The 24,634-nt window shown below is 41.2% G+C and carries 23 protein-coding genes, 1 tRNA gene and 1 pseudogene; 12 read left to right on the top strand and 13 right to left on the bottom strand.

Annotated features, from left to right (window positions below):
* Positions 1-223: 223 nt before the first annotated feature.
* From WA1_RS39030 to rlmN, 5 genes are all read left to right on the top strand, one after another.
* Entirely contained in the window at positions 224-775 is a 552-nt protein-coding gene (locus WA1_RS39030; protein ID WP_017746033.1) for a hypothetical protein, read from the top strand.
* A gap of 238 nt (positions 776-1,013) precedes the next feature.
* A complete protein-coding gene (locus WA1_RS39025; protein WP_017746031.1) occupies positions 1,014-1,568 on the top strand; it encodes a hypothetical protein in 555 nt (184 codons plus the stop codon).
* Positions 1,569-1,731: 163 nt separating this feature from the next.
* On the top strand, positions 1,732-2,613 hold the full coding sequence (locus tag WA1_RS39020) for a fimbrial biogenesis chaperone (protein ID WP_017746030.1): 882 nt from the start codon (positions 1,732-1,734) through the stop codon (positions 2,611-2,613).
* Between the two features lie 155 nt (positions 2,614-2,768).
* Positions 2,769-6,254: a carboxypeptidase regulatory-like domain-containing protein gene (locus WA1_RS39015; protein ID WP_017746029.1), complete on the top strand. Its 3,486-nt coding sequence runs from the start codon at positions 2,769-2,771 to the stop codon at positions 6,252-6,254.
* 128 nt (positions 6,255-6,382) lie between these two features.
* Complete coding sequence (gene rlmN, locus WA1_RS39010) at positions 6,383-7,471, top strand: dual-specificity RNA methyltransferase RlmN (protein WP_017746028.1); 1,089 nt, start codon at positions 6,383-6,385, stop codon at positions 7,469-7,471.
* A gap of 11 nt (positions 7,472-7,482) precedes the next feature.
* On the opposite strand, the gene WA1_RS60735 is transcribed toward rlmN, so the two are convergent.
* Positions 7,483-7,674, bottom strand: coding sequence for a replication restart DNA helicase PriA (locus tag WA1_RS60735; protein WP_081403028.1), 192 nt, complete (start codon positions 7,672-7,674; stop codon positions 7,483-7,485).
* A 568-nt stretch (positions 7,675-8,242) separates the two neighbouring features.
* Between WA1_RS60735 and WA1_RS39005 the strand changes: the two genes are divergently transcribed.
* Positions 8,243-8,743 (top strand): endonuclease domain-containing protein, encoded by a 501-nt coding sequence (locus WA1_RS39005; protein ID WP_148662865.1) that lies wholly within the window; start codon positions 8,243-8,245, stop codon positions 8,741-8,743.
* A 414-nt stretch (positions 8,744-9,157) separates the two neighbouring features.
* On the opposite strand, the gene WA1_RS39000 is transcribed toward WA1_RS39005, so the two are convergent.
* The 4 genes and pseudogenes from WA1_RS39000 to WA1_RS53960 all read right to left on the bottom strand — a co-directional run bounded on the left by WA1_RS39000 (position 9,158) and on the right by WA1_RS53960 (position 10,578).
* Positions 9,158-9,343, bottom strand: coding sequence for a hypothetical protein (locus WA1_RS39000; RefSeq protein WP_017746026.1), 186 nt, complete (start codon positions 9,341-9,343; stop codon positions 9,158-9,160).
* A gap of 321 nt (positions 9,344-9,664) precedes the next feature.
* On the bottom strand, positions 9,665-10,054 hold the full coding sequence (locus WA1_RS38995) for an alr0857 family protein (protein WP_017746025.1): 390 nt from the start codon (positions 10,052-10,054) through the stop codon (positions 9,665-9,667).
* 39 nt (positions 10,055-10,093) lie between these two features.
* A pseudogene (locus WA1_RS53965) lies at positions 10,094-10,231 on the bottom strand (HNH endonuclease); the annotation flags it as partial.
* Positions 10,232-10,332: 101 nt separating this feature from the next.
* Positions 10,333-10,578, bottom strand: coding sequence for a hypothetical protein (locus WA1_RS53960; protein ID WP_336389826.1), 246 nt, complete (start codon positions 10,576-10,578; stop codon positions 10,333-10,335).
* A 91-nt stretch (positions 10,579-10,669) separates the two neighbouring features.
* Between WA1_RS53960 and WA1_RS38990 the strand changes: the two genes are divergently transcribed.
* The 3 genes from WA1_RS38990 to WA1_RS38980 all read left to right on the top strand — a co-directional run bounded on the left by WA1_RS38990 (position 10,670) and on the right by WA1_RS38980 (position 14,391).
* A complete protein-coding gene (locus WA1_RS38990) occupies positions 10,670-11,008 on the top strand; it encodes a ribbon-helix-helix domain-containing protein (protein WP_017746024.1) in 339 nt (112 codons plus the stop codon).
* Between the two features lie 743 nt (positions 11,009-11,751).
* Positions 11,752-13,800, top strand: coding sequence for a sensor histidine kinase (locus WA1_RS38985; protein WP_026134954.1), 2,049 nt, complete (start codon positions 11,752-11,754; stop codon positions 13,798-13,800).
* Positions 13,801-13,809: 9 nt separating this feature from the next.
* Positions 13,810-14,391, top strand: a complete 582-nt coding sequence (locus WA1_RS38980) for an SRPBCC family protein (protein ID WP_026134953.1) — start codon at positions 13,810-13,812, stop codon at positions 14,389-14,391.
* 67 nt (positions 14,392-14,458) lie between these two features.
* Here WA1_RS38980 and WA1_RS38975 read toward each other — a convergent pair.
* A tRNA-Glu gene (locus tag WA1_RS38975) sits at positions 14,459-14,531 on the bottom strand.
* Positions 14,532-14,918: 387 nt separating this feature from the next.
* Here WA1_RS38975 and WA1_RS38965 point away from each other — a divergent pair.
* The gene (locus tag WA1_RS38965; RefSeq protein WP_017746020.1) at positions 14,919-16,841 is read left to right on the top strand and encodes a cation:proton antiporter; all 1,923 of its coding nucleotides are present in this window, start codon (positions 14,919-14,921) and stop codon (positions 16,839-16,841) included.
* Between the two features lie 69 nt (positions 16,842-16,910).
* On the opposite strand, the gene WA1_RS38960 is transcribed toward WA1_RS38965, so the two are convergent.
* Positions 16,911-17,555 carry a cytochrome b N-terminal domain-containing protein gene (locus WA1_RS38960; protein ID WP_017746019.1) on the bottom strand — a complete coding sequence of 215 codons (645 nt, stop codon included), beginning with the start codon at positions 17,553-17,555 and terminating at the stop codon, positions 16,911-16,913.
* Positions 17,556-17,635: 80 nt separating this feature from the next.
* Here WA1_RS38960 and WA1_RS38955 point away from each other — a divergent pair, with 80 nt between their 5' ends.
* The gene (locus tag WA1_RS38955) at positions 17,636-18,376 is read left to right on the top strand and encodes a precorrin-2 C(20)-methyltransferase (protein ID WP_017746018.1); all 741 of its coding nucleotides are present in this window, start codon (positions 17,636-17,638) and stop codon (positions 18,374-18,376) included.
* Positions 18,377-18,757: 381 nt separating this feature from the next.
* Complete coding sequence (locus tag WA1_RS38950; protein WP_017746017.1) at positions 18,758-20,467, top strand: hypothetical protein; 1,710 nt, start codon at positions 18,758-18,760, stop codon at positions 20,465-20,467.
* A gap of 102 nt (positions 20,468-20,569) precedes the next feature.
* Here WA1_RS38950 and petJ read toward each other — a convergent pair whose 3' ends face one another.
* From petJ to WA1_RS38920, 6 genes are all read right to left on the bottom strand, one after another.
* Complete coding sequence (gene petJ / locus WA1_RS38945; RefSeq protein WP_017746016.1) at positions 20,570-20,914, bottom strand: cytochrome c6 PetJ; 345 nt, start codon at positions 20,912-20,914, stop codon at positions 20,570-20,572.
* A 270-nt stretch (positions 20,915-21,184) separates the two neighbouring features.
* Complete coding sequence (petE, locus tag WA1_RS38940) at positions 21,185-21,604, bottom strand: plastocyanin (protein ID WP_017746015.1); 420 nt, start codon at positions 21,602-21,604, stop codon at positions 21,185-21,187.
* 366 nt (positions 21,605-21,970) lie between these two features.
* Complete coding sequence (gene psbV, locus WA1_RS38935) at positions 21,971-22,462, bottom strand: photosystem II cytochrome c-550 (protein WP_017746014.1); 492 nt, start codon at positions 22,460-22,462, stop codon at positions 21,971-21,973.
* A gap of 256 nt (positions 22,463-22,718) precedes the next feature.
* Positions 22,719-22,859 carry a hypothetical protein gene (locus WA1_RS57620; RefSeq protein ID WP_158516752.1) on the bottom strand — a complete coding sequence of 47 codons (141 nt, stop codon included), beginning with the start codon at positions 22,857-22,859 and terminating at the stop codon, positions 22,719-22,721.
* A 62-nt stretch (positions 22,860-22,921) separates the two neighbouring features.
* Positions 22,922-23,749 (bottom strand): carbohydrate ABC transporter permease, encoded by an 828-nt coding sequence (locus tag WA1_RS38925; protein ID WP_017746012.1) that lies wholly within the window; start codon positions 23,747-23,749, stop codon positions 22,922-22,924.
* A 5-nt stretch (positions 23,750-23,754) separates the two neighbouring features.
* Positions 23,755-24,591, bottom strand: a complete 837-nt coding sequence (locus WA1_RS38920) for a carbohydrate ABC transporter permease (RefSeq protein WP_081403167.1) — start codon at positions 24,589-24,591, stop codon at positions 23,755-23,757.
* Positions 24,592-24,634 lie beyond the last annotated feature (43 nt).

Here is a 24,634-nt window from a genome sequence, read left to right as displayed (position 1 = left end):
TACGAGACGTAGTGACAGAATTTAAGTTTTTCAAGTAGGAGGTGAAGTATAAGGCTTTTGTAAATAATCTTCTAATTTCATTCTTCAATCCACTCTCGGGCTTACCAGGGAATTTCTATTAAACAGTCATTATTAAAATCCAATTTATTTGGATGTGTAAGGAAACGAGAGTTCATCAAACTTACAAAATTGACAAAATCTACCGCGAGGAGCAAACTTTAAAATGAAAAAAGTTCTAGCCATTCTAACTTCTGCTGTTGCTTTGGGAAGCGCTATTTTTGCCGCACCAGCCAATGCTGTTAACCAAGACGTAAATGTTGAAATTACCATTCAACCAACAATGTACTTGCGTACTTTCCAAAACGTTAAGTTGCAGGTTACTCAGGGAGACTTAGGCGCACAGGACAAAGATTTCAACTCTACTCCAGATACAGATGGTAACACTCTGATTGACCAAACTAAGCCAAATATTACTGCAGGTACCAACCTTTCAGCAGTTGTAAAAAATGTCAAGGAACTATTTGCCGTTTGGTCGAATAGCTCAACAGGGGTAAATGTCACTGTTACACCTGTAACAAAGGTACTTACCAACACTGTGGATGGTACAGCTGCCACTTTGACCAGTTCTACTGCAGTTATCAACACCACTGGTAACCCCACTCTAACTAAAGCTTTGGTTGGAGGCGCTAACCTTACATTTGATTTATCACAAGCTAACCAATCAGGCACTTACAAGGGAGGCGTTATTAGGGTAGAAGCGTTAGCTAAACCTTAATCTCACTTGAGTGAATTTGTGGTAATTTCTGGTGCAGGTGTTTTGTCTGCTTTCTATAACAAGCAGGTCAAAAGTCATCTCGGAATAAGGATTTGAAAAAAAGCACAAATGCAACCAGGAATTTAGGCATTGGACTTGTAGTTGCGCTCAAGCGCAACTACGAATTCTTCCCAAAATAAAAATTTCCAGTCCAAACCAGAATTCAGTCTATCAACTTTTGTGCGAAAAATCTGCATTTATGTTCAGTTTTAAAACAATGAACCGCCAACGCAATGTTAAACAGTGCTTGGCTGTAATCGTGGGACTTTTGACCTTTCCACAGCTTTCAGCCTTGGCACAAACAACTCAACCACAAGAGCCACAACAACTTTACGAGCTAACAGTTTCTCCAGATAAAATTATTCCTTCACTCCAGGAAATGGAAATATTGATGAATAAGCAGGTTTATGTAATGGATGGGCAAGATTTACTTGCTCCACCGTTACCATATAATGCATCCATTACTCGCAATTTACCTCAATTTTGGAGAATGAAAGTCAAACAAGAGGATTTACCGGTAGAAGGAAAATATGAAATAACAGGTAATAATGGTACGTTAAATCCATTCAATAATGTTAAAATCAACCCCTTAGATGTAGTTACATTATCTAAAGATCCAAGTAACAATACGGCTATTGTACAGGGAGGTTTTAGTTTAGAATTTACTAATTTTTCAAACTATGGCAATCAAAGTCAATATTCTGGAAAACTAACCATTTGTGTAAAACGCAAGGACAGCGCTACCTGCCTGTAAAAGTGTGTTATCAGTAAATCTTGAATAGACTTCCTGCAAAATATATGCTGGGGTGATGGAAAATTGCCAATGGTTTTGTATGAAAACAGACAACTATTGACTTATGCAATAGATTGAATATTGGAAATATTGTATTTGGTGTAAGAAAAATTAAAAATTAATTATGTTAAAAAAGACTACAAGTATAGCACTTAGTTTAATTGGAACATTTCTCTTGGGAATGCCCAGTGCCAGACCCGTCGAAATTGGTGTGAGTCCACCTCGTTTAGAAGTTGAAATCAACGGCAAAACGCGCACTCAATCTATCAATGTTATTAACTTATCTAACAAACCAGTTGAGCTAAAAGCTTCTCTTGGTACTTGGACACTAGGTGAAGATAATAAACTGCAAGAAATACCATCTAGCGAGCAATCTTTAGATCAATGGATTGTGTTTACGCCTCCTAGATTTACCATCCCACCAGGTCGTGCTCAGACGATACGCTTTGCCATTCGTCCTAAAGTTAAGCCCACTCCCGGCGAACACCGTGCTGTACTGTATCTAGAAGAAATTCCATCCAACAGTCAAGACTCCCAGGCTGTTACTACCATTGCCCGCATAGGTGTTGTTATTTATGGTTACTCAGGAGATATCAAAAAGGTTGGTGTTCTCAACGCTTTAACTGTTGATTCTAAACCAAATGCTCTTAGAGCAGTGTTTGATGTTTCCAGTCAGGGTAACGCTCATGTTAGGGTAAAGGGTCAGTATGCAATTTGGTCTGCTGCTAAATATCCTGGGGCTTCAACTACCCAGTCTTTGCCTTATTCAAGTATTACTCAGGCAAAATTTCCGTCAAATGTCGTAGATGCAGGCGTTTTAGATGTAACTCCCGTTTTGGCAGGTACCCGGCGTCAAGTTGTCATGCCAATAACCAAAAAGCTACCTCCAGGAAATTACGTTTTGGATATCAACGGCGAATTAAGTGGAGTACCAATTGACCAAGGTATCCCCTTCACTGTTCCTGCATCTACAGGAACAACGCCTGCAACTTCTACTAAGAAATAAATTTTTCCTTTCTAAAATTTCTAAACTTCTTTGTTTATTTTCAGAGTGTGTTTAACTTCACCTCTGAAGCAATTTGCTGTTAAAAAATCCTTAGGTCATGAATTCCATACAATTCAAAACCTATATATGCGCTGGTTATTGGAACCTTTGTGCTTATGCTTTACTTAGCTCTACCACCTGTACCCCCGCCAATAGTCATTACTTTACCGCCTGAGAATAATACTGGCGAAACGACCACAAAAACAATATCTTCTTCTGAGAAGTTAACAAAAACTTCCACTCAAGACAGTGGTATTGCCAGTGCAGCAAAAGCACAGCCATTATTGTGTCAATCGTCTCAGACTCCCCTATCAACTCAAAAATCGCATCAGGTTGACGATTTTTTTAGAAAAATATCGGCTCAGTCTCAAAGCAAAGCAGTAGATTGCATACCTCAATGGAAAAATTCTGGTATCTCTAGTTTGCAATCGCGCCTTCGCAAACACAAGTCAGCAAAGAGCTTTGCACCAATCACGACAGCACCAACTTCACTTAAAAGTAGCTTAACAATCAATCAAGAGCGAGCTACTGATTCCATTAATACTGCTTCTCACGAGCAAGCAAATAAACAACAGCCGAATAACACTCTAGCTTTGGACAAAAGTGCTGAGAAAAATACTATTAGAAAAATTTTAGGAACCGTACAAGAACTCATCAATTTTTCTCTATCGGCTTCTCTTAAAAGTACTATCGATCTTGCAGCTAAAGCAAACACCCAGAATCCTCTTCCAATAGCTGATTCAAGAATTCAACCAATATCTACTCCTCAAAGTTCCTCTAGCGATGGACAAGCAGTCGCGGCTGCATCAACAAATCCAATAGACAAGGTAAACCCTGCAAATACAGGTTCTCATGAAACGTCCAGTAGCCACAAACTAACCAACGCTTTAAACCAAATTGCTCAGAAGGATGCTGTAGGGAAAATATTGGCAGCTGTCCAGCAACTTATTAATCTTTCTCTCTCTGGTTCTCTTCAAAATTCCAACCAAAATTCTCAGAAAATAGCAGCTTCAACCTTAGACCAAACATCTACATCCACTCAAAACGAAACTACAAATAACGAAAAAGAAGCACCACAAGGTAACCACAGCCCTTCGGCAATTGAGTTAGCTCGCACTCCTGGTGAACCTTTTTTGGTTGGTGTGATGATTAATGGTCGTGAAGTTGGTACTTTAGATATTATTCAAGAGAATAACACTCTTCTTATTCCTTTAGAAAGCTTTGCAACTCTTGCCAGAATCACACTTGAAAGCACTGATGGTGGTGTCCAAGCCAAGACACCTTTAGGAGTTATCAAATTACAACCAAACTCTCTCAAACAAATTAACGGTATTACTTATATTACTCAATCTGCTCTTAAAGAAGAGTTAAGAATTAATTTAGAATTAAATACTGCTGATTTAACACTACTAACCGACCTACCTTGGCAAGGAGATAGCAGCCAATATCAAGCGCCAGTGGTTCAACTGATACCTGATTTTCTAGCACCTGGTACTGTATTTTCTACCTTTAAACAAGAGTTGGATTTGGTGAATAGTGGTGGAGATACTAGTATTCGTAGCTCTACCCTATTAGGTGGTAGATTAGCAGGAGGTTTATGGCGTGTACGTCTTGATAATAACTTTGAAGACAGACCAGATATTTCGGAATACTTCTTCTATAAACGCAGCGGTCAGTTTCGCTATCAAATAGGTCAGCAAATTTTGGGGTTACATCCTCTTTTAAGTGGAGTTAACTTAACAGGGCTGCAATTTGGTTATAGTAATCTACCAAATGAGTATTTTGAAAATGTCAACTATGGCGCATCTGAGCTTTTACCGAGACGTTCCAGACCTTTGCAAACACTTCGCGGTCAAGTTCCTCCAGCAAGCTTTATACAACTGAGAGTCGGTGGTGTTGTTATTGCCCAACAACAAGTAGGATTTAACGGAATCTACGAATTTCTTGATATTAATTTACCTGTTGGTCAAAATAATGAAATAGAACTTCTCATTTTTGACAGAAATAATTTGCGTATTCCTTCTGAAATTCGTTCTGTTAGAATCAATCCTTCTGATTTACTGCTACCAGCAGGAGGCAATGTCCAACTAGCTGGACTAGGTTTTAGTGGTAACTTAGCTCAAAACTTAATTGACACTAATAGCGCTTTAGATAGTGGCAAATTTGTCGGTTTTTATCAATTACGGCAAGGTCTATCAAATAATTTAACTTTAGAAGGTTCAGTGCAAGCTGTACCAGATGCAGTTCAAACTCAAGCAGGCTTAGTTTGGCGTTTAGCTAACCCAGTTGTTCTCTCTGCCAGTGTTGGGACTTCTGGTGATAAAGTTGGCTACTCCACAGATTTAAATGTGCAATTAAATCGGTTGGATATTAATGCTAATTCCCAATCTTTACCTCAAGGATATAGACCGAGTAAAAACAAACAAGAAATATACAACCACAGTTTAGAAGTTAAATATCGCTTCAGTAATAAATACAATCTTGGGTTTATTGCGCGCAGTCGTCAAGATGAAGGTAGTTCTGCTAGCTACATATTACCTACTTTCTCAGCTCGACCTTTTTCTACTTTATCTTTAAACGGCAGACCTGATATTGATGGTCGGTATTTATTTAGTGCTTTCTATCAACCCAGTGACTCAACAAGACTGTCTTTTAATGCCTATGGAGATGCATATATCTCTGATTTAAGCTATAAATTTGGTCGTGATTATCAAGTTTCTTTTGGGACTGAATTTGGTGGAGATGCATCTCCTCGTTATTCTGTTGGTTTTGGTCGCTATCCCAGCAGTCTTGACAAACTAAGTTGGAATTTAGGGCTTGCCTATAGCGATGGAGAAGTAGGTCCAGTTGTAGGTGCCAGTATGCGAGTGCTTCCTGGTTTATTTGCTCGTGTAGAATACCAAGGTATTCCTTCAAGAGCTAAAGGTATTTTTGGCGGGGGGGACGATCGCCTGTCAGTATCTCTAGTATCTGATTTATCGTTTGCAAATGGACGAGTGACTCCTGCTAGTTACAGTGGTATCGGCAAGGAACAAGGGGGCATTGCTGGGAGACTTGTAGTAGAGGGCGATAACAAGAACTACGATCTAAGCGGAACTGTTGTTCGGATATTAGATAACCGCAGTAGAAGTGTTGGTTCCGCTAAAACTGACTCTAAAGGTAACTTCTTTGTGGGTAATTTACGTGAAGGTCTCTATGTTGTTCAACTAGAACCAGAAGAACTACCAGTGGAACTTTCCTTAATGAAATCCTCTGCTGTAGCCCAAGTCGCATCCTCAGCCGTGACTGGTGTAGATTTCCCTGTCAGACCGGAATTTGGTGTAGCTGGACGCATTACTGACATTGCAGGTCAGCCAGTAGAAAAGGTCAGCGTAGAACTTATCAATGGTGCTGGCGCACGTGTCTTGTCTGCTGTGACCGATAGCTTTGGTCTTTATCGTCTTGATGGAGTTCCTGTTGGCTTCTACACATTGCGGGTTTCTACTCAAGATTCACTCAACCCCAACGATACGTTGCCCAAACGGGAAATACAAATTCGCAACCAGTTCGTCTACGATCAAAATTTGCAGTTACCAATTTCTGCTGCAGCTAAGAAAAAGTAATGTTGATACCGGGCAAGATGCCCGCACTACAAGAACTCAGACAGACGTTGGATTTCTTCGTAACAAATTCCAACAATAGCAACAGCGATCGCCTAACATAGAGTTTTAAAGGCGTATTCGTAATTATCATGTCTGCTAAGTCTGTCTCTGTAATTTCCTCCGCCACAGATACCACTCCACAACAATCCTCTATCTCTATTCCCCCTCTTGTCGGAGCAAGTCTGGAGGAATTAACGGCTTGGGTGCAGCAGCAGGGACAACCAGCTTATAGGGGAAAGCAACTGCACGACTGGATCTATCACAAGGGAGCGCGATCGCTATCTGATATTTCTGTCTTTCCCAAGCAATGGCGTGCAGAAGTTGCCGAAACTCCCATCGGGCGTTCAACAATACACTACCGTTCTGTTGCTCCTGATGATACAGTCAAGTATCTTTTAAAACTTACAGACGGTCAAATTATAGAATGTGTAGGTATTCCCACAGAAAAGCGTTTGACTGTTTGTGTTTCCAGCCAAGTCGGTTGCCCAATGGCTTGTGATTTCTGTGCTACTGGTAAAGGCGGATACAAGCGCAATTTGGCACGTCATGAAATCGTAGACCAGGTGCTGACAGTTCAGGAAGATTTCCAGCAACGAGTCAGCCATGTGGTATTCATGGGCATGGGTGAACCGCTACTCAATACCGATAATGTCATAGGAGCCATCAAATCCTTAAACCAAGATGTGGGCATCGGACAGAGGAACTTAACTGTCTCAACAGTTGGCATCCGCGATCGCATTTATCAATTTGCCCAGCACCAGTTGCAAGTGACTCTTGCTGTGAGTCTTCACGCCTCCAACCAAGCACTCAGAGAACAACTCATTCCCAGCGCTCATTCTTATTCTATAGATGATTTGCTAGCAGAATGCCGGGAATACGTACAAATCACCAGACGGCGCATTACCTTTGAATTTATTCTCCTAGCTGGAGTCAATGACTTGCCACAACACGCGATGGAGTTAGCACAACACCTGCGCGGATTCCAAAGCCATGTTAACTTAATTCCTTACAATCCCATTCAAGAAGCTGATTACAAACGCCCCAATGAAAATCGCATTCAAGCTTTTGTCAACGTCCTCAAGCAGCAACGAATTGCGGTAAGTGTTCGTTACTCCCGTGGTCTCGAAGCTGATGCTGCTTGCGGACAGTTGCGAAGAACAGTGACCAGTGACCAGTGACCAGTGACCAGTTAATTTCTAGCAAAAATACCAGGGGCATACGCCTCAATGACTCTGCCAGTAAGCGTGCAACTTACTAACAGATAGTCACAGATTGGGCATTGGGTCTGAGTTTGTTGATTGTGATAAGTATAATGCCTTTCTCCTTCGCTGCCACAGTTTGGGCAGCGAATTTTTTGTACCGTTTTTTGTACCAGTTGCATCTTAATAACCCCTGCATATCATAAATTTTGAAAAAAAAAGCAGATTAAACCTGATAAATCGAAGAGATTTACAGAAATTCAAAAAGCAATATAATTCATCACTTAAGTTAACACAAAATTGAGTTTTTACTTTCATTGATATTGGTTTATTATCCTTATCTTTAAGTTATCTGCTATCCAACTTTAGATATATAAATTAAATCTTTAAAGAAAAGTATTATGTAGAAATCGACGATCCCAATAGCTTATACTTTGAGATTCATGTATTTACAGTCAGAGTTATTTGCATTTGTTAATACAAGTGTGTCGAGCTGTTCTCCCACCCATACCAGCCACATAGGTTTAATCACCCGTACTGAACCCAGTACTTGTCGGTTAAGTTATGGTCCAGAAACCCGGTAAATAAGTGCGAAACCGGGTTTCTCATTTTCGCTATCCCTTGCAGTATTGGTACTGAACCATCTTCATTAAGACGCGGAAGCCAGTAGTGATGCTGAATCATTAAAGGGTAATCTGGGGGCAAAAATGGGAAAGATAAGAGTGACTTGGGTCAGATCAATTTAAATTTATGCAAGATAAAATTCCCTCACCCCCAACCCCCTCTCCCAGTGGGAGAGGGGGCGAAGGAGTTACTCGATGTCACGATACTCTTGATTGCGAGAACAAGAGACAGTCGGTGACGACAGAAATGTCTGAACTGGCTGGGAGCAAGAGACAAATTCCAAACGCTTTATTGGAACGTGCGCGTGAACTACGAAAGCAGCAAACGCCAGCAGAAGAATTACTATGGGAATGTTTACGAAATCGGCGCTTATTAAACACCAAATTTCGCAGACAACATAATATAGATAGATACATCATTGATTTTTACTGTCATGACAAACTGTTAATAATTGAAGTAGATGGCAGTATTCATGACACTCAGCAGGCTGAAGATGCTATCCGAGAAAACTGGCTCAAAGCCAATGGTTTCTCAGTGATTCGTTTTAGAAATGAACAAATATTAAATCACATAGAAGCGGTATTGAACGAGATTGCTAATGCCATTGATTCAGTCTCTTCTAAATAACAAGGTACTCAGTTCCCAATACTGCTCGGTTAAGGATAATTGAGGTCTCAGAACCCCGGTTTTGCACTTATTTACGGGGTTCTAATTTCCGCTTATGCGAGTAGTATTGCCCCCATTCCGCACCCCTACTGTCACAATCGGTTTTCTCGGTTTTTTACTAACAATAAAAGCTTTATTTTATACAGGCATGGGTAAATTATCGATGGTGATACCTACGGTAAGCTGCGAAGATCGCCAACCCCAAATCCTCAAACGTCCAAAATTCGTAGTGTGACACTTTAGGGTGCGGAAGGTGGGGTATTGAGTCAGTTCCCCCTCTCCCACTGGGAGAGGGGGTAGGGGGTGAGGGCTAAAGTCCGTAATGGGTTGAGAGGGAATTGAACCCGCATTAACCTATGGACATTACAAAATTAACTACAAAAACAGTCGTCGTTCTAGATAATGAATTTCTTGTACTCTATGGAGATATTCAGGTATTTTTGTTTTAGTCTCGTTATCAGAATTTAAATCTAATTCAGAGCGATCAATGTCTGATTTTTTTTGATTTTTTTCCTCTTTTGGAGGAGGTTTAAGTTGTAGAAGTAACATGATGTATAACATAACGGTTTGTTTATAAGTTTTTGTCTTTTGCTTGATTACTTGTATACTACATAAATACTACATAAATATCAAGAGGTTTTGGAAAATTTTTTTGAAATTCTTAGAAGACTGTGCTGTATCAAGTTTTATATCTCATAAAGAGGCGTTGAATCGGCAGCAAAATCCAACAAAGCAGGGATTAAGATACCGACTCTCTAGCCGATGAGTTATTTCAAGCGATCGCTACTTTGTAATAATGTGTAGTATCAGCTTGGATGAATATCTTGATTCTTGTGGAATGTGGTAGAAAGTGAACCTTTCAGTTCACCCTACCAACCTTGTTTATTCACTCATGACAGAAGTCCTCTGTTGAGCTTGTTGCCACAATTTGTGGAGGAAAAATTCAGAACGATCGCTCATTGCAGTCACAAAAACGCCATCTGCATCCTCAGAACCATCAGAAAGCCAAGAACCTCGCAGACTGACTTCTATATAATCGCTATCACAAGAACAGAGAGCAATAATTTCGCTGTCCTCGCGGACAACAGCCGCCCTGAGCACCTCAACTCCTGGTAAATCAACAGGAAGCAAGAAGGAAGCAGTGCTGGGTTCAACGCACAAACATTGACCAACTCGCAGTGAGAGAATCACTCGCTGCGCCACCCATTCTTCCAGCGATTGAGCCAGACATTCCATGTAAAAGCTCGATTCGGTGTATGTTAATTTCAGCATTCCTTAGGCTCTCCTGTTACTCCAGGTTTGCTTGCACGTCCATCCCCTTTCTTTGGAAAGGTCTAATGGCTCTGTCTTGTCTGTTACTAGCAGCACAATCGCCCGCTTGATATTTACCCGACACAGTGGTAAGTAATTTTGGGAAAATACCACCACGGATTGCTCTAGAACTTGCATTGCGCTGGTCACGGCTTAACTCCTCATGAACAAACCCCCGCTTCTGGTCTTGTGGAAGCGGGGGTTGGAAATTTGACCATTTTCTTCTTGTTGTTCTGGTCTTATATCGGTACAGTTTCCTGGTATCTGTACCTCCCGCTTTCTTTGTCTAGTTTTGGTGCTGCATACAGTACACTAATGCTGGCATATCTTGAATCACGATCGCCCTCTACATGTTGCAATTTATTTGGGTTACCATTATTCCCCATAAATAAATACTCCACTCCCACGGCGGCTGATTCCCAACTAAATCGGCAGTTGGCAGCATACGAGAAAGTAGAGATGGAGATGGGGTAAATGGATATCACAGAAAATTTCACCTATTGAACATTCCTTTAAACATACTACACTTGTATTACTATCCTGTCCATACTTTAAGGAGAAAAAGGAGAAAAAATGATGCATACAATCGCACGCACCCCAACCACCGATATGGAAGTTACCAGCATCCGTTTGGAACGGGAACTGAAAGATAAGCTAAAAGACTTAGCTGGCAATCAGGGATATCAAGCTTTAATCCGAGATATCCTTTGGAATTACGTCCAGCAGAAGTCGGGTGAGTGGAAGCCGAGGTTTTCGCGATCTGATATTCGAGCCAGCATATCCGCCACCGCACAACAAGAAGAACGCTGTGTGCTCACGGGTCAATTGATACAACCAAAACAACCAATGTTATTAGGACTAACAAGAAATGGCGAAATGGTTCCTCTGAGTGTCGAAAGTTTGGTAGCCGATTAAACTTTTGTTGCATTAAACCCAGATCGGTTGCACTCCCCATAGGCAACCGATCTGCATTTTGACGTTTCAATATATTAAATAATTAAATATTCTTTTCTTATATTATAATTTAATTAAATATTTAAGATAAATTTCTTGTTGGGAAAAGTGTGAAGTTTCTATGTAGTTGTTATTACAGGAAAATTTTTATAAAAATTAACATAATATCTTATTTTTCTCTTTATAAAAATAAATAAGCTATGAAGTATAGGTCGTTAAATAAAAAGATTTAAAAAAATATTTTTTACCCGTGTAGAACATTTACGTTCGATTTCACAAAACCAGACAGCAAAAGCGTTTGCTTTGAGAAAGACCAGAATCAAGCTAACACCATGAGACCAGAGAAGATGAATAAAATATTACGTTTTTAATAATTTTTACCTCAGTGTTAGTGCGGAAATACTTTAAGAAAGATTTGCTTCAAATCTAGAGAAATTACGGTTTATATATAGTTACAGGCGAGATATCCTAAGTCCAAGTTAGTAAATTAACGAGGCACACCAAAACCAACAATTATTCTGCTGAAGCAGCTTAATATATTTTTCATATTTTTTACTTTTTTAGAAATTTGTTTAACATACCAGAAACTTGGTCATCTGAAATAGAAAGGGGCTATAACAGGTGAGAGAAAGATTTGAGGTTCATTAGGGTGCAGCAGCAGAGCGATCGAGGAATGTGTGACTTGAAGATTTTGTAAAAAGAAAATGGGGTCAATGTCTAAGAGTGTGTTAGGAATGAACAAACCTTTATCATCACTGCCAAAGCGCTTAAATGATGGTATAGAAAAGCAAAAACAACATTCGGTCAAGCTGATGCAGCATCAGGAAGAACCTAACTTCGAGTTGGTACAAGAACTTAACCATATCATTGCCAGTCATCTGACTCCGACAATGATGCTGCAAGAAATTGCCAAAGTTCTAGGAGTTGCCTTTGATGTAGATTGCTGTTGTCTGGTAACAGTACCCACTGAGGCATCGAATGAAATAATGAGTGCAAATTGGTACGCCAAAGAGTACTCAGGCTTACTACCTTCTGGAGAAGTATTTGCACCGATGGAACAGTTGGACTTACCAGTCATGGAATGTGCTTCTGAACCATTAACGATTGAAGACATTTCAACAATTCAAAAAAGTCTTTTGCTTGGATGTCAATACTTACCTTTGGCAAAAGCCGTTTTGGCAATCCCTACCCGATTTAGTGGGAAGAATAATGGTGTGATTAGCTTGATCAAGTCACAGCCCTATAGCTGGACTGAATCAGAAAAACGATTGCTACAATCTGTAGAATCTTCTTGTGCGATCGCATTTTCTCACGTGGTACAGGTACAGCAAATTGCCAGCCAACAGAAGTACATACAAACTTGTGCTCAGCACCAAAACTTAATCCAGCAATTAACGATACTCAGTCGTAGCAACTGGGAATTAAATCAAATGCTCCAGTTAGCACTTGCATCTACTGCCGAAACATTAGGGGCAGATCGGGGTCTGCTAATCCTTTTAAAATACACAGATCCACTCTCTATCAGAAATAATCCAAAAAAACAAATTCCCAAGGCGAAAGCAAATGTCGTAGGTGAGTGGTGTCGGAAAAAAGAAGGTTCTTCCATCGATAAATCGGACACCTCTGAAAATTCTTTTTATCTTTCCGATTGTGGTTTATGCCAGCGTGCTTTTGTGAGCGGTGGAAAACCTGTGATCGTAAATGATAGTACAGATATAAGAGATAATTCAACAGTTGCGCCCGTATTTGCAATGGAAGCACTGCCAGCAATGTTGTTAATGCCATTAGAAATTCAAGGCAAAGTCTTGGGATTTATGGTACTTCAGCAATCAGCATCTCGTAGTTGGCAGTCATCAGAACTCAATATCTTGGAGATGATTTGTGCTCAATTAAGCAATGCTATCATCCAAAACCAGACTTTACGACAAGTCCAAACATTAGTAGATGAGCGCACGGCAAAACTACAAAGCAGCTTGGAACTACAAGCAAAACTGCATGAAAGAACTCGGCAATACGTTGAGCAACTGCGAGAACTGAACGAACTCAAAGATGAATTTTTAAGCAATCTGAGCGATCGCCTGCGCTACCCATTGACGAATATGCGTATGGCACTGCGTATGCTACGCCAACCAGGAATTGGTTCAGATCGTCAGGTAAAATATCTCGATATTCTAGAAGAAGAGTGTAATAAGGAAATTAACTTAATTAATGACTTGCTGACACTCCAAAGACTGGAGAACGATCCAGAACGCCCGCAACTAGAAACGATTGATTTAAATACAAAAATTCAGAATATAGCTGCATCTTTTGAGAAGAAACTAGCAGATAAAGGGATCGGTATATCCCTAAACTTGCCAGAAGAGCCTCTCTCGATACAGACAGAAGTGGAGAGTTTTGACAGGATTTTCCAAGAGTTACTCACAAACACGTATAAGTACTCAGAACACGAAACTGTTGTTAATTTACAAGCGACCCACGAAGTTCATCAACAGGTCGATCGAGTTATTATTAAGGTAACTAACGTTGGACGTGGCATTTCTCAAGAAGAAGCCGCCTACATCTTCGATAAGTTCCGTCGAGGTAAAGGAAGATGGACTCCCGGTACTGGCTTGGGTCTGGCGTTGGTAAAATCTTTGGTACAGCACCTAAGTGGCGAGATTGCCGTTGAAAGCAGGCCAATTGAGGGGTCTAACGTGAGTGAAATTTGCTTTACTTTGACTTTGTCCCAATTTTCTAACGATAGCGAATCATAATTGGTAAAAGTGATTGAAGAACATAACATCCAAGAAGAACTTGATTTAGTTGCTAGCGACGACATCTGTCAACAGCTGAATTTGGAAATTGATGCAGTTGCTTTGCAATCTGTAGATGTTCAAATTGAGAAAACAGCAGAACGACAGAGAAAAATCACCGCTCAACTCCAAATTCCCCATCCAGTGGAAAAGGTGTGGAAAGTGTTGACAGACTATGAAGCATTACCTGACTTTGTTCCTAACCTCACTAAAAGTCGTTTGCTAGAACACCCAAAAGGAGGTATTCGTCTAGAGCAAGTTGGCGCTCAACGATTTCTCAAAATAAACTTTTGTGCGCGTGTCGTACTCGATCTTGAGGAATACTTCCCCAAGGAAATTAATTTCCGCATGGTAGAGGGAGACTTTAGAGACTTTTCCGGTAGTTGGCAACTAGAGCCTTGTTTCCTCGGCGAAGATAGCGCAACTCGTCTCTGTTACACTGTTAGGCTTTGGCCCAAACGTACCATGCCAGTAGGGTTGATAGAACGTCGCCTAAGCAATGATATGCGCTTAAATATGGCCGCTATATGTCAACGTGTGAAAACTATATAAAGTCAAAAGGCAAAAGATTCATGAATTCACTTTTGCCTTTTGACTTTTATTTTTTTATTTTACTGAATACCCCCAGGGGAATTCGAATCCCCGTTACCTCCGTGAAAGGGAGGTGTCCTAGGCCTCTAGACGATGGGGGCGCGTTGGGCAGTCGCCATTAGGCTTCACACTTTTCTTAAAGTAACAGCTTTTCCTTCCGATGTCAACATATTTTTGAAAAAATTTCCAATCCAAAATCCAAAATCCAAAATCCAAAATCCAAAATCCAAAATCCAAAATCCAAAATCCCCCAATCCCCCAATCCCCAATCCAAAATCCAAAATCCAAAATCCAAAATCCAAAATCCAAAATCCCCCAATCCCCAATCCATTGCAACAAAACTCAAAAAATGGAGTACCATATCAGACTAAGTATAAAAAAAATATCTGGTTTACCAAAACACAGCTGGTGTCGCACAGCATTCAGCCGACTCAACCATTACTGTTCTTGATAAGAGATTTTGAAATATATCGGTCAAAATCTACAACATGGAAGCATCATTTAACATGACCCTGCAAATGGTAATTGCCGTCTTTGCAGGCATTAGCGCTCAGGTGCTGGCTGCATACCTTAGAGTACCCAGCATCGTCTTTTTGTTGCTGTTTGGCATCTTGCTTGGCTCTAATGGTATTGGGCTATTGCATCCCCATATGCTAGGCACTGGGTTAGAAGTTATAGTCGCCCTAGCAACGGCAATTATTTTGTTTGAAGGCGGGCTGAATCTAGATCTGCAAGAATTGGGCAAAGTTTCGACTAGCCTTCAATTGCTTGTCACCCTCGGAACCCTAATCACGCTGCTTGGTGGTAGTATGGCAGCTCACTGGTTGGGTGAATTTCCTTGGCCTATTGCTTTTCTCTTCGCTTCTTTAGTCGTAGTCACAGGACCAACGGTGATTAGTCCCCTGCTGAAACAAGTCAACGTTGACAGACAGGTTGCAACTCTGTTAGAAGGGGAAGGCGTTTTGGTCGATCCAGTGGGAGCAATTCTGGCTGTCGTAGTGCTCAACACAATTCTCAACGACCATACCGACTTTGTCTCGGCTGCTAGCAACTTGATGATGCGCTTGAGCATTGGTGGCGCTATTGGTTCAACTGGTGGTTGGCTGATGTCTTTTATTTGCAAACGAGCCAATTTTCTGTCATTTGAGGTCAAAAACCTGGTGGTTTTAGCAGGTTTGTGGGGTTTATTTGCTTTGTCTCAAATGGCTATCAGTGAATCGGGATTGATGGCAACTGTCGTCGCCGGAGTTGTGTTTGGAGATTCCTCAGTCCCAGAAGAACGATTGTTGAGACGCTTTAAAGGTCAACTGACGATTCTCAGTGTTTCAGTTTTATTTATTTTGCTTGCTGCTGACCTATCTATTGCTAGTTTGTTTGCTTTAGGTTGGGGCGGCGTATACACGGTGTTGGTACTGATGTTTGTCGTCCGCCCGATTAACATCCTCTTGTGTACCTGGAATAGTGGATTAAACTGGCGACAGAAGCTATTTCTCAGTTGGGTTGCCCCAAGGGGAATTGTTTCGGCTTCCGTTGCCTCCTTGTTTGCCATTTTACTGACACAGCGCGGTGTTAACGGTGGTGAGGCTATTAAAGCATTAGTGTTCCTCACCATCATCATGACGGTGGTTTGCCAAGGACTAACAGCTGGCTGGGTTGCCAGATGTTTGCAAATTACCTTAACAGAGGCAACTGGAGCAGTGATTGTTGGCTGCAATCCTTTGAGTTTGTTAATTGCCCGGTTGTTTCAACAACGGGGAGAACAAGTGGTTATGATTGATACTGACCCACAACGCTGTCTCCAAGCAGAAGCAGAAAATCTTAGGGTGATTGCTAGTAGCGCTCTAGATACTGGGGTTTTAGAAGAGGCCGGACTCGCCTCAGTAGGAACTTTTTTAGCAATGACTAGTAATGGCGAAGTCAATTTTGTTTTGGCGCAACGTGCTGCCGAGGAGTTTGATCCACCAAGAGTTTTAGCGGTTTTTCCTCGCGATCCGCAAGCAACCACAACAATAAAAGAGAATAAGGTGAATCAAGCTTTCCTCTCAGATTTATCTATCAAAACCTGGAATGATTACCTTAGTGACGGGCGTGTAAAATTAGGCACAACAACACTGAGTGCTTCCGATTTTGAACGTCAGCAAGAGCATTTACAAGGATTAATTGGAGGAGGCGAGTTAGTACCGCTTTTAGTAGAACGAGAAGATCGCATTCAGGTTATGCCAGCTTCTGAAGAATGGTTTGTGGGCGATCGCATTATCTACCTATTGCATGACCCCAGACCAAGCCTTTTAAAACGCTTGTCCGGTAGTAACCAATCAACTCGCCTCTCGTTAGAAAAGTTATCAGAGGTTGAAGAAATACCGTTAACAAAGTTAGCTCAACTTTCTACCAGTGATGCTCCCACATCTTAAGATTTTGGATTTTGGATTTTGGATTTTGGATTGAGAAAGTTATGTCTAGAATTGATTTGAGCCATTTATCTATTGCATTCTTTGTTCAAATTGGTGTAAGTTATTGTTCTCGGTAACTTCTGCTTTTTTGTAAGTTTGCTTGTCTTGCCAAAGTACGCTCGCTAGATGCACCACAGCCAGCACTAGGGCAGCCACTGAGACAATATAACTGTGAATGGTGTACAAATGTTGGACAGTTACGGTGCTAATGCCTGCACCACCTGTCAAAATGTCTCTCAATAAGGAACCTACAAAGGGGATAGCCTCAATCGTTCCCAATTCAATGCTAAAACGCCAAAATCCCTCTTGATCCCAAGAGAGAATCATTGCCGTCCATCCCAAACCAATTGCACTCAGAGTAAACAAAATTCCACTAATCCAAGCAGTCAACCAACTCTTGGTAAATTGTCTGCTCACAAACATAATGACAATCTGGATGAGCGAAACTCCAACAACCGCATTACCTGCAATAATGTGTGCTTTATGGAACAGCCAACCATAATTCAATTCGGTGTCGATCGCTCTCAATGATTGATAAGCCCTACCTGCTGCGGGTTCGTAGTAAAAAGACAGCAAAATGCCAGTCGTAGCACCAACGAGGGTCAGGGTCACAATCGCTACTGACAATACCGTTGCTATTCTTCGCAGAACCATATCGAACTGAGTACTTTGCATGATTGTCGTACTCCTTGTTTTTCAATAAATGTTTATTTTTATTACATTGTATCTAAGAATCTTAAAAATATTTAAAGATAATGGTCACTGGTCACTGGTCACTGGTCACTGGTAAAACTGGCACTCTTTACGGGATAAGCGTGGGTACGGGAGATCCAGAATTAATTACTGTTAAAGGTCTCCGTTTACTCCAAAAATCATCAGTAGTCGCATTTCCTGCTGGAGTTCAGGATAAAGCAGGAATGGCACAGACAATTGTTGCTCCGTGGCTTAGTTCAGAGCAATTGTTACTGCCTTTAACATTTCCTTACGTCCAAGATATAAAAGTTTTAACACAAGCATGGCAAAAAGCTGCAGAACAGGTTTGGCAACATTTACAAGTTGGTCAAGACGTTGCTTTTGCTTGTGAAGGCGATATCAGTTTTTACAGTACATTTACTTACTTAGCACAGACAATACAACAGCAATATCCAGAGGCAAAGGTGCAATTTATACCTGGTGTTTGCTCTCCAATGGCAGCAGCCTCAGTATTGGGATTACCTTTGACAATTCGACAACAAAAACTAGTCGTGTTACCAGCAATCTACACGGTTGAAGAGTTAAAAACAGTTTTAGACTGGGCTGATGTTGTCGTACTTCTAAAAGTGAGTTCGGTATACGAGCAAGTGTGGCAAATGTTGCAACAGCAGGGATTGCTCAAGACAAGTTGGGTAGTAGAAAGGGCAACTTTACCCGATATGGTCGTATACTCAGACTTGAGCGCTCGCCCTAATTTGAAGTTGTCTTATTTTTCCCTACTTATAGTCAAAGTTAGGGAGTAGGGCAGTAATTACAGCTATTTTCAGGTAAATAGACCACAGCCATAGGGGCGCAAGGCCGCCGCGCCCCTACCAACGGTGTGATTCATTTAGGTGAAAACTGGTGTGATTTTTTCCTTAACCTCTATTCCCCACTCCCTACTCCCTACTCCCCACTGCCTTCTTCAAGATAGTGTATCCACAGGCGCAACTTTCTAGTAAAATAGTACGTCTAGACTCTAGTAAGTTACTGATCGCCAGTCATCGGTCACTGGTCACTGGTCACTGGTCACTGTTAAGAAGTTACTATTTGTAGAGGAAGATACTTAAAGTTCCTACTTTTTTCATTAGAACTATATAAAATTGCTAGATAATCCCAAGCCAGCCGAGTGAACGAGAATAGCTATGTCTTACGTCTCCCTCCTGAAAAATATACCAGAATTCTTAAGCCAGCCTACTGGGATAGCAGCTATAGCTTCTCTGGGCATTCACGGTGTTATTGCTTTTGTGATGCCGTTGATGCCAATGGAGTCTAGCTCCAAACAATCAGCATCAAAACAAAAAACCGTTGGATTGGTTGAGTTGAATCAGGCGGAAATGAACCGTCTGCCACAAACTGGTATGCCTCAAATCGCTTTACCAACTCAACAAGCTGCAATACTTCCGCAAGTCCCCCCACCAAACTTGTTGCCTCAATCGACCCCAGCATTACCTCCTTTGCCACCGCCAACGGAAACAACTAGCAATTTGACAATTCCTCCTCTGCCAAGCGCAACTAACGTATCGATCGCTTCTTTTCCAAAAAGCCAGTCTTTAAAACTTGCCTCAAGCAGGGATTTGCAAATTAGTCCCTCCTACAGTCAACAAGTAAAACCTTTTCCTCGATACCAACAACCGAGCGTAAGCTTGGGTGAGGCTAAGCCACTAACTACCTCTCCAATTCCTTACACTGTACCTCCAGTACAAGCAGCTAACTGGAGACAGCAACAGGAGATGATGAACAACAATACCGATGCTGTGACTCCCGATGGAATGCCAATGCCAGCAGATGGAAACATGGCATCACAAACGGCACAGCCAGGAACAGAAGTACCAAGCGCTTCTCCCTATAAACCATTAATTCCTCTGGGAGAAACGCCAAAAGCTGGAGATAATGTAGCTTTGGGACCTCAAATAGAGCAACTACCACAGGAATCTGGTGTCAAGGTGCCTGGATTGCCATCGGTGGCATCTCAGGAAATGTTATCAAGCACAACAAATTCTACTGACCGCTTTTTAGAAATTAAGGGGCAATACCCGAATATTGAAACACGACTGCCTATATCAGCAACAGTGAATTCAAAAGTTGCTCAAGAGGGCAATGTTGAGGGCGATTTAGTTATCAACAGCCAAGGTCAAGTAGAATCTATAAAATTTAACAATAACTCAGTTTCATCGGAACTGAAAACTGCTGCAAGAGAGTATTTCAGAGAATATTTCCAAAATAATCCGACATCGGCAAACGGCAAACCAAAATTTTACCCATTTAACATCGCTTTTAAATCTAGCAGCGATGTTAGCAAACCGGAAACGATTCAAGAAATTGTTGCACCATCTCAAATCACTCCCGCACAAGCATCTTCCAATTCACAAAAGAAACTCATTCAGCGGTTGCGCTCGCCAAAGTTAAATCCTCAGTTATCTCAAGAACGGAAAGAAGATAACGTGAGTCAATCCCAAACGGCAAATTCACGGGCGTCTTCTCAAGAACCTCCAACCAATCAAGCGAGTCGTTTGCGTCCTCAAGGCAATGAAGCAGTTTCTGTGACATCAAATAATCGAGAAGTCGTTATAAAGCAGACTCAATCCTTATTGCCAGCAAATCGCGAGCAAGCGTCTCAGCGACAAGTCGGGATTAAGCAGCCTGTAACAATACCCCAAAGCGATCGCGAACAATCGTCTCAACAACAGCAGGTAGTTATTAAGCAGCCTGCACCAACTCCTCAAGCAAGTGAAGAACAAGCATCTCAACAGCAGGAAGCAGAGAGCGATAAGCCTTCAGCTTCCAATGAACCAAATAAGCTCATACGGCAATTACGCCAGATTAGAGAAAGAAGACAACTTGAGAATCGTTAGTGGTTAGTTGTTAGTTGGTAGTTGTTAGTTGTTAGTGGTTAGTGGTTAGTTGTTAGCCACTAACCACCAACTACTAACCACTAACCACTAACTATAACCTTTTTACCAACCTTGTTCGGCTTTTTGGAAAACGTAAGCCGCAACCTGTAAAATTTCTGATTCGCTTAATTTCCCTTTAAAAGCGGGCATAGCATTTTTGCCATTTTGTACCTGATAAACAATGGCTTGAATGGAATCGCTTTCATAATTTTCCAGATAACTTAATAAAGCTTCCTTTTTCAGAGTTTTTTCGGCAATGAGGATGTTTCCTCCACCTATATGACAAGAAGCACAGTTATCTTTAAAAATTTGAGCACCATTGGACGTTTCGGCTGCAAGGACTGAACTTGTAAACGTAAATATAACTGATAGGGCGATCGCGAACACAACCAATAACACTTTTTTCAAGGGAGTCTCCTTGTAACCAGCTTCCTGCCACTTAAAAAACCGATACAGTAACTATTCTACGGCTGATAGAAGCTTTAGTTGAAAGTCTTGTGTCAACAAAGGCTATTTTTATTTTTTTAAATAAAATTTTTGGCGACGAGCTTGCCCTCTTCTATCGCTCTTATCACCATAAGAGAGGATAAAACTCGTCACCATCAAGTTTCCCTTCTTAGACGCTGTGAATCTCGCGTACTTGGTTGGGGAAAATATCTTGGGTCAACGGTGTGTCTATTAACCTTGAACAGTCAGTTTACCAACCATACCAGCGCCACGGTGAGGTTCGCAGTAGAAGGTGTAGTCACCAGGAGTTGCGTCTGCTGGGATAGTTGTTTCGTACTCTTGACCGGGACTCATGAGCAACTGCTTGTGAGACAAGTTCTTAGCTACATCGGCGCTTTTAGCGGGGTTTTTAGCGGTATCGAACACAACGTTGTGGGGAGGAACTTTGTTGTTAACCCACTTAATTGTGTCGCCCGGTTTAACTGTCAACTTGCTTGGTTCAAACGCCAGCATTCCCTTATCACTACCCAATTTTACAGTATATGTATCAGCCGCAGCACTGGGAGTGAAAACTGCAAAGCTGCTAACAACTAAAAAAAGTGTTAACAATGCTAAGCCAAAGCGCCGTAAACTTGACGCAATGAATGTCATACCTTTCTCCTAACAGCAGGTTTTATCTTTCCTTATTCATTTTAAATACAATTTAGCCCAAATATGACAATCTGTCGTAGATAGTTTTTTAAACAGTAGCAAGCGATATATTATGGAACAACTGAGTATTCAGTCAGCGTTGAAATACACTTGACGACGAGTCAGTCGCTTACCTTTAAAATCCCACTTCCCTACCCCCTACTCCCTACTCCCTACTCCCTACTCCCCAAACTAAGAGAGTCAATAGCCCACAGTCTATAGCCCATAGTTTGTAGTCAAAAGTCCATAACGAGATCGTTATTTGACTATTAACCATTAACCATTGACAATTGACTGTTGGCTATTGACTAAATTATCCACCTGGATTTAGTAATAAATTTTACCGCCACCCCATCTGGAGCCGATAACTTTGGGTTGCAAAAGAATATGACCGGCAATATCTACTAAATCATCATCCTTTAAGTTTCTCATTTCTGTGAAAATATCAGCACTCTTGGTGCTGGGATGTAATTCAGCAATTTCTTCCTCTCCGTCGTAGGTTGTAGGATTTTTCATGTAGTCCACCAACGCTTCGATGTTATCGCGAGGTGGAGTTGCACCTGCTAGAGATTCTGGCTCTAGCCCTACGTTTTGATTGGTCTTGGTCACACCGCCAACATGACATTGAGCACAAGCAAATTGAAATAAGCTTTTACCCGACTTGACTTGTTGGAGGCTGAGAACAACAGTATCACCTTGGTCATTTAATTTTACAGTGCGGGTAGCTGCATCTAGTTCCACTGCTGACGCATCACCAATAATAAATTGAAACGTCAGCAAAACAGTAGCCGCCAAAATGCCAATAACTCTTCTCAACATTTTTCCCCTTAACAATTTTTGACACTCAACACAGCTAAATATTGCGATGCTCAGTCTCTAGCGCTACAGCATAGTTGCTAACAGCCGTTAGCTATTAACCCGAACGGTATCTCCTTTCACAAGACGCTATACGATATCGCATATGCGCTCGCTATCCTCCGTATTGCGGGAAACCCCTTTAGATTTGCAGTCTCCTGCTCCTTCAGGTCTGTCTCACCGCATATAGGAATAGACTCACCATCAGCCAATAGCACGACTAGGTAGAGATTTGAGCTGCTCTAATACCAATATCATGTCGTGAGTGCAATTTGTTGCCCAAACCGGAGTGACCAGTGACCAGTGACCAGTGACCAGTGACCAGTGACCAGTGACCAGTGACCAAGGGAGAATAACTCATACCCCAATCCAAAATCCAAAATCTAAAATCCAAAATCCAAAATCTAAAATCCAAAATTAATATTACCCTTTGCCTCCTGTAAAAGTGACGCTTTCAATAAAGTATCGGTTGAAGAAGGCGTAGATAAGTAGTGCTGGCAAAGTGAATACCATAGAAGCTGCCATAATGTAATTCCAGTAACTAATATATTGACCTTTGAAGGTATTTAAACCTAAGGGAAGGGTAAACATTTCTGGGTCAAACAAAATCACTACGGGTAGCAAGAAGTTATTCCAACTACCCATAAATACAAAAACTGTTTGTGCTGCTAGTGCGGGTTTTGCTAAAGGCAAAACAATGCGTCGAAAAATACCAAAAGTAGTGAGTCCATCTAGCTGGGCGGCTTCTTCGAGTTCCTTAGGAAAATTGATGAAAAATTGCCGCATCATAAAAATGAAGGTAGCATTTACCATGCTAGGAACAATCATTCCTTGATATGAATTTAACCAGTTGAAGGCTTTTAATATCAAAAAAGTGGGAATCAAGGTGATTTGTGCGGGAACTGCCAACACTGCTAAAATGAGAAAAAACCAAAAGCGTCTACCCGGAAAATGTAACCTTGCCAGCGCGTAACCTGCCATTGAGTTGAAGATGAGGTTTAAGATAGTCACACTGATGGCAATGACTATGCTATTAAATAGCCAACGAAGAAACAAAGGTTCTTGTAAAAAAATTTGTTTGTAGTTGTCGAGAGTGAAGTTGTTGGGAAAGAAAGTTGGGTCTCCACCCGCAATTTCAGAGAGGGTTTTAAATGATGCTGAAAGCGCCCATAAAAAGGGAATGAGCGTAATAACTGCATACAATGTCAGGACTATATAGAGCAAGACTGTCAACCAAAAGTGACGGGACATCTTTTTCAAACCCTTTCTCCTCCAAAAAACCGGCGCTGAATTAATGTGATACTAATAATGACGGCTGCTAGCATAAAAGCGATCGCAGCAGCATATCCCATTTGTAAATTTCGGAACACAGCTTGGTATATCAACAGAACAACTGTTAGGGTAGAGTTGTTTGGTCCACCACTGCCGTTAGAAAAGATGTACGATTGATCGAACAGTTGAAAAGTGCCAATGACTCCCATCGTTACCACGAAGAAGGTAACAGGTTTGAGCATGGGAATAGTAATGTAAATAAATTGCTGCCAACTATTAGCTCCATCAATCGCAGCTGCTTCGTAAAGAGATCGGGGAATATCTTGTAATGCTGCTAAGTAAATTACCATGAATAATGGCGCTGTTGACCAGATATTCATTAGCATAATGCCTTTAAGCGCAACTGCTGGATCTCCTAACCAGTTATAAGTAGGTAATCCTAGAAAAGCAAGAAAGTCATTCAGCAATCCATTGGTGTTATAAATCCACATGAATATAAGTGTAAGAACAGTTGAAGATGTCACTGTTGGCAAAAAGTAGAGAACACGCCACCAGTTTTTCCCGCGAATCCCTGAATTAAGAGTGACAGCAAGAATGAGAGCAAGGACAGTTTGGAGTGGAACTACTATAGCAACGTATTGTGCTGTATTGAGTAGAGCAATCCAAACTCTATCATCTTCAACTAATCTTAGAAAATTGTGAAAACCAATAAACTCATACTCAATTCCACCTAAAAGTTTGACTTTATGTAGAGAAAGAAAAACAGCCAAGAGAATCGGTGTTATTACAAAAGTACCTAACACCAGAATAGTTGGTGTCATGAATAGGTATCCGGCTAAACCTTCTGTAATTTCCCACTCAGTT

This window comes from Scytonema hofmannii PCC 7110 (genome assembly GCF_000346485.2).
GTDB lineage: Bacteria > Cyanobacteriota > Cyanobacteriia > Cyanobacteriales > Nostocaceae > Scytonema > Scytonema hofmannii.
This window is presented reverse-complemented; position numbering and strand designations above follow the sequence as displayed.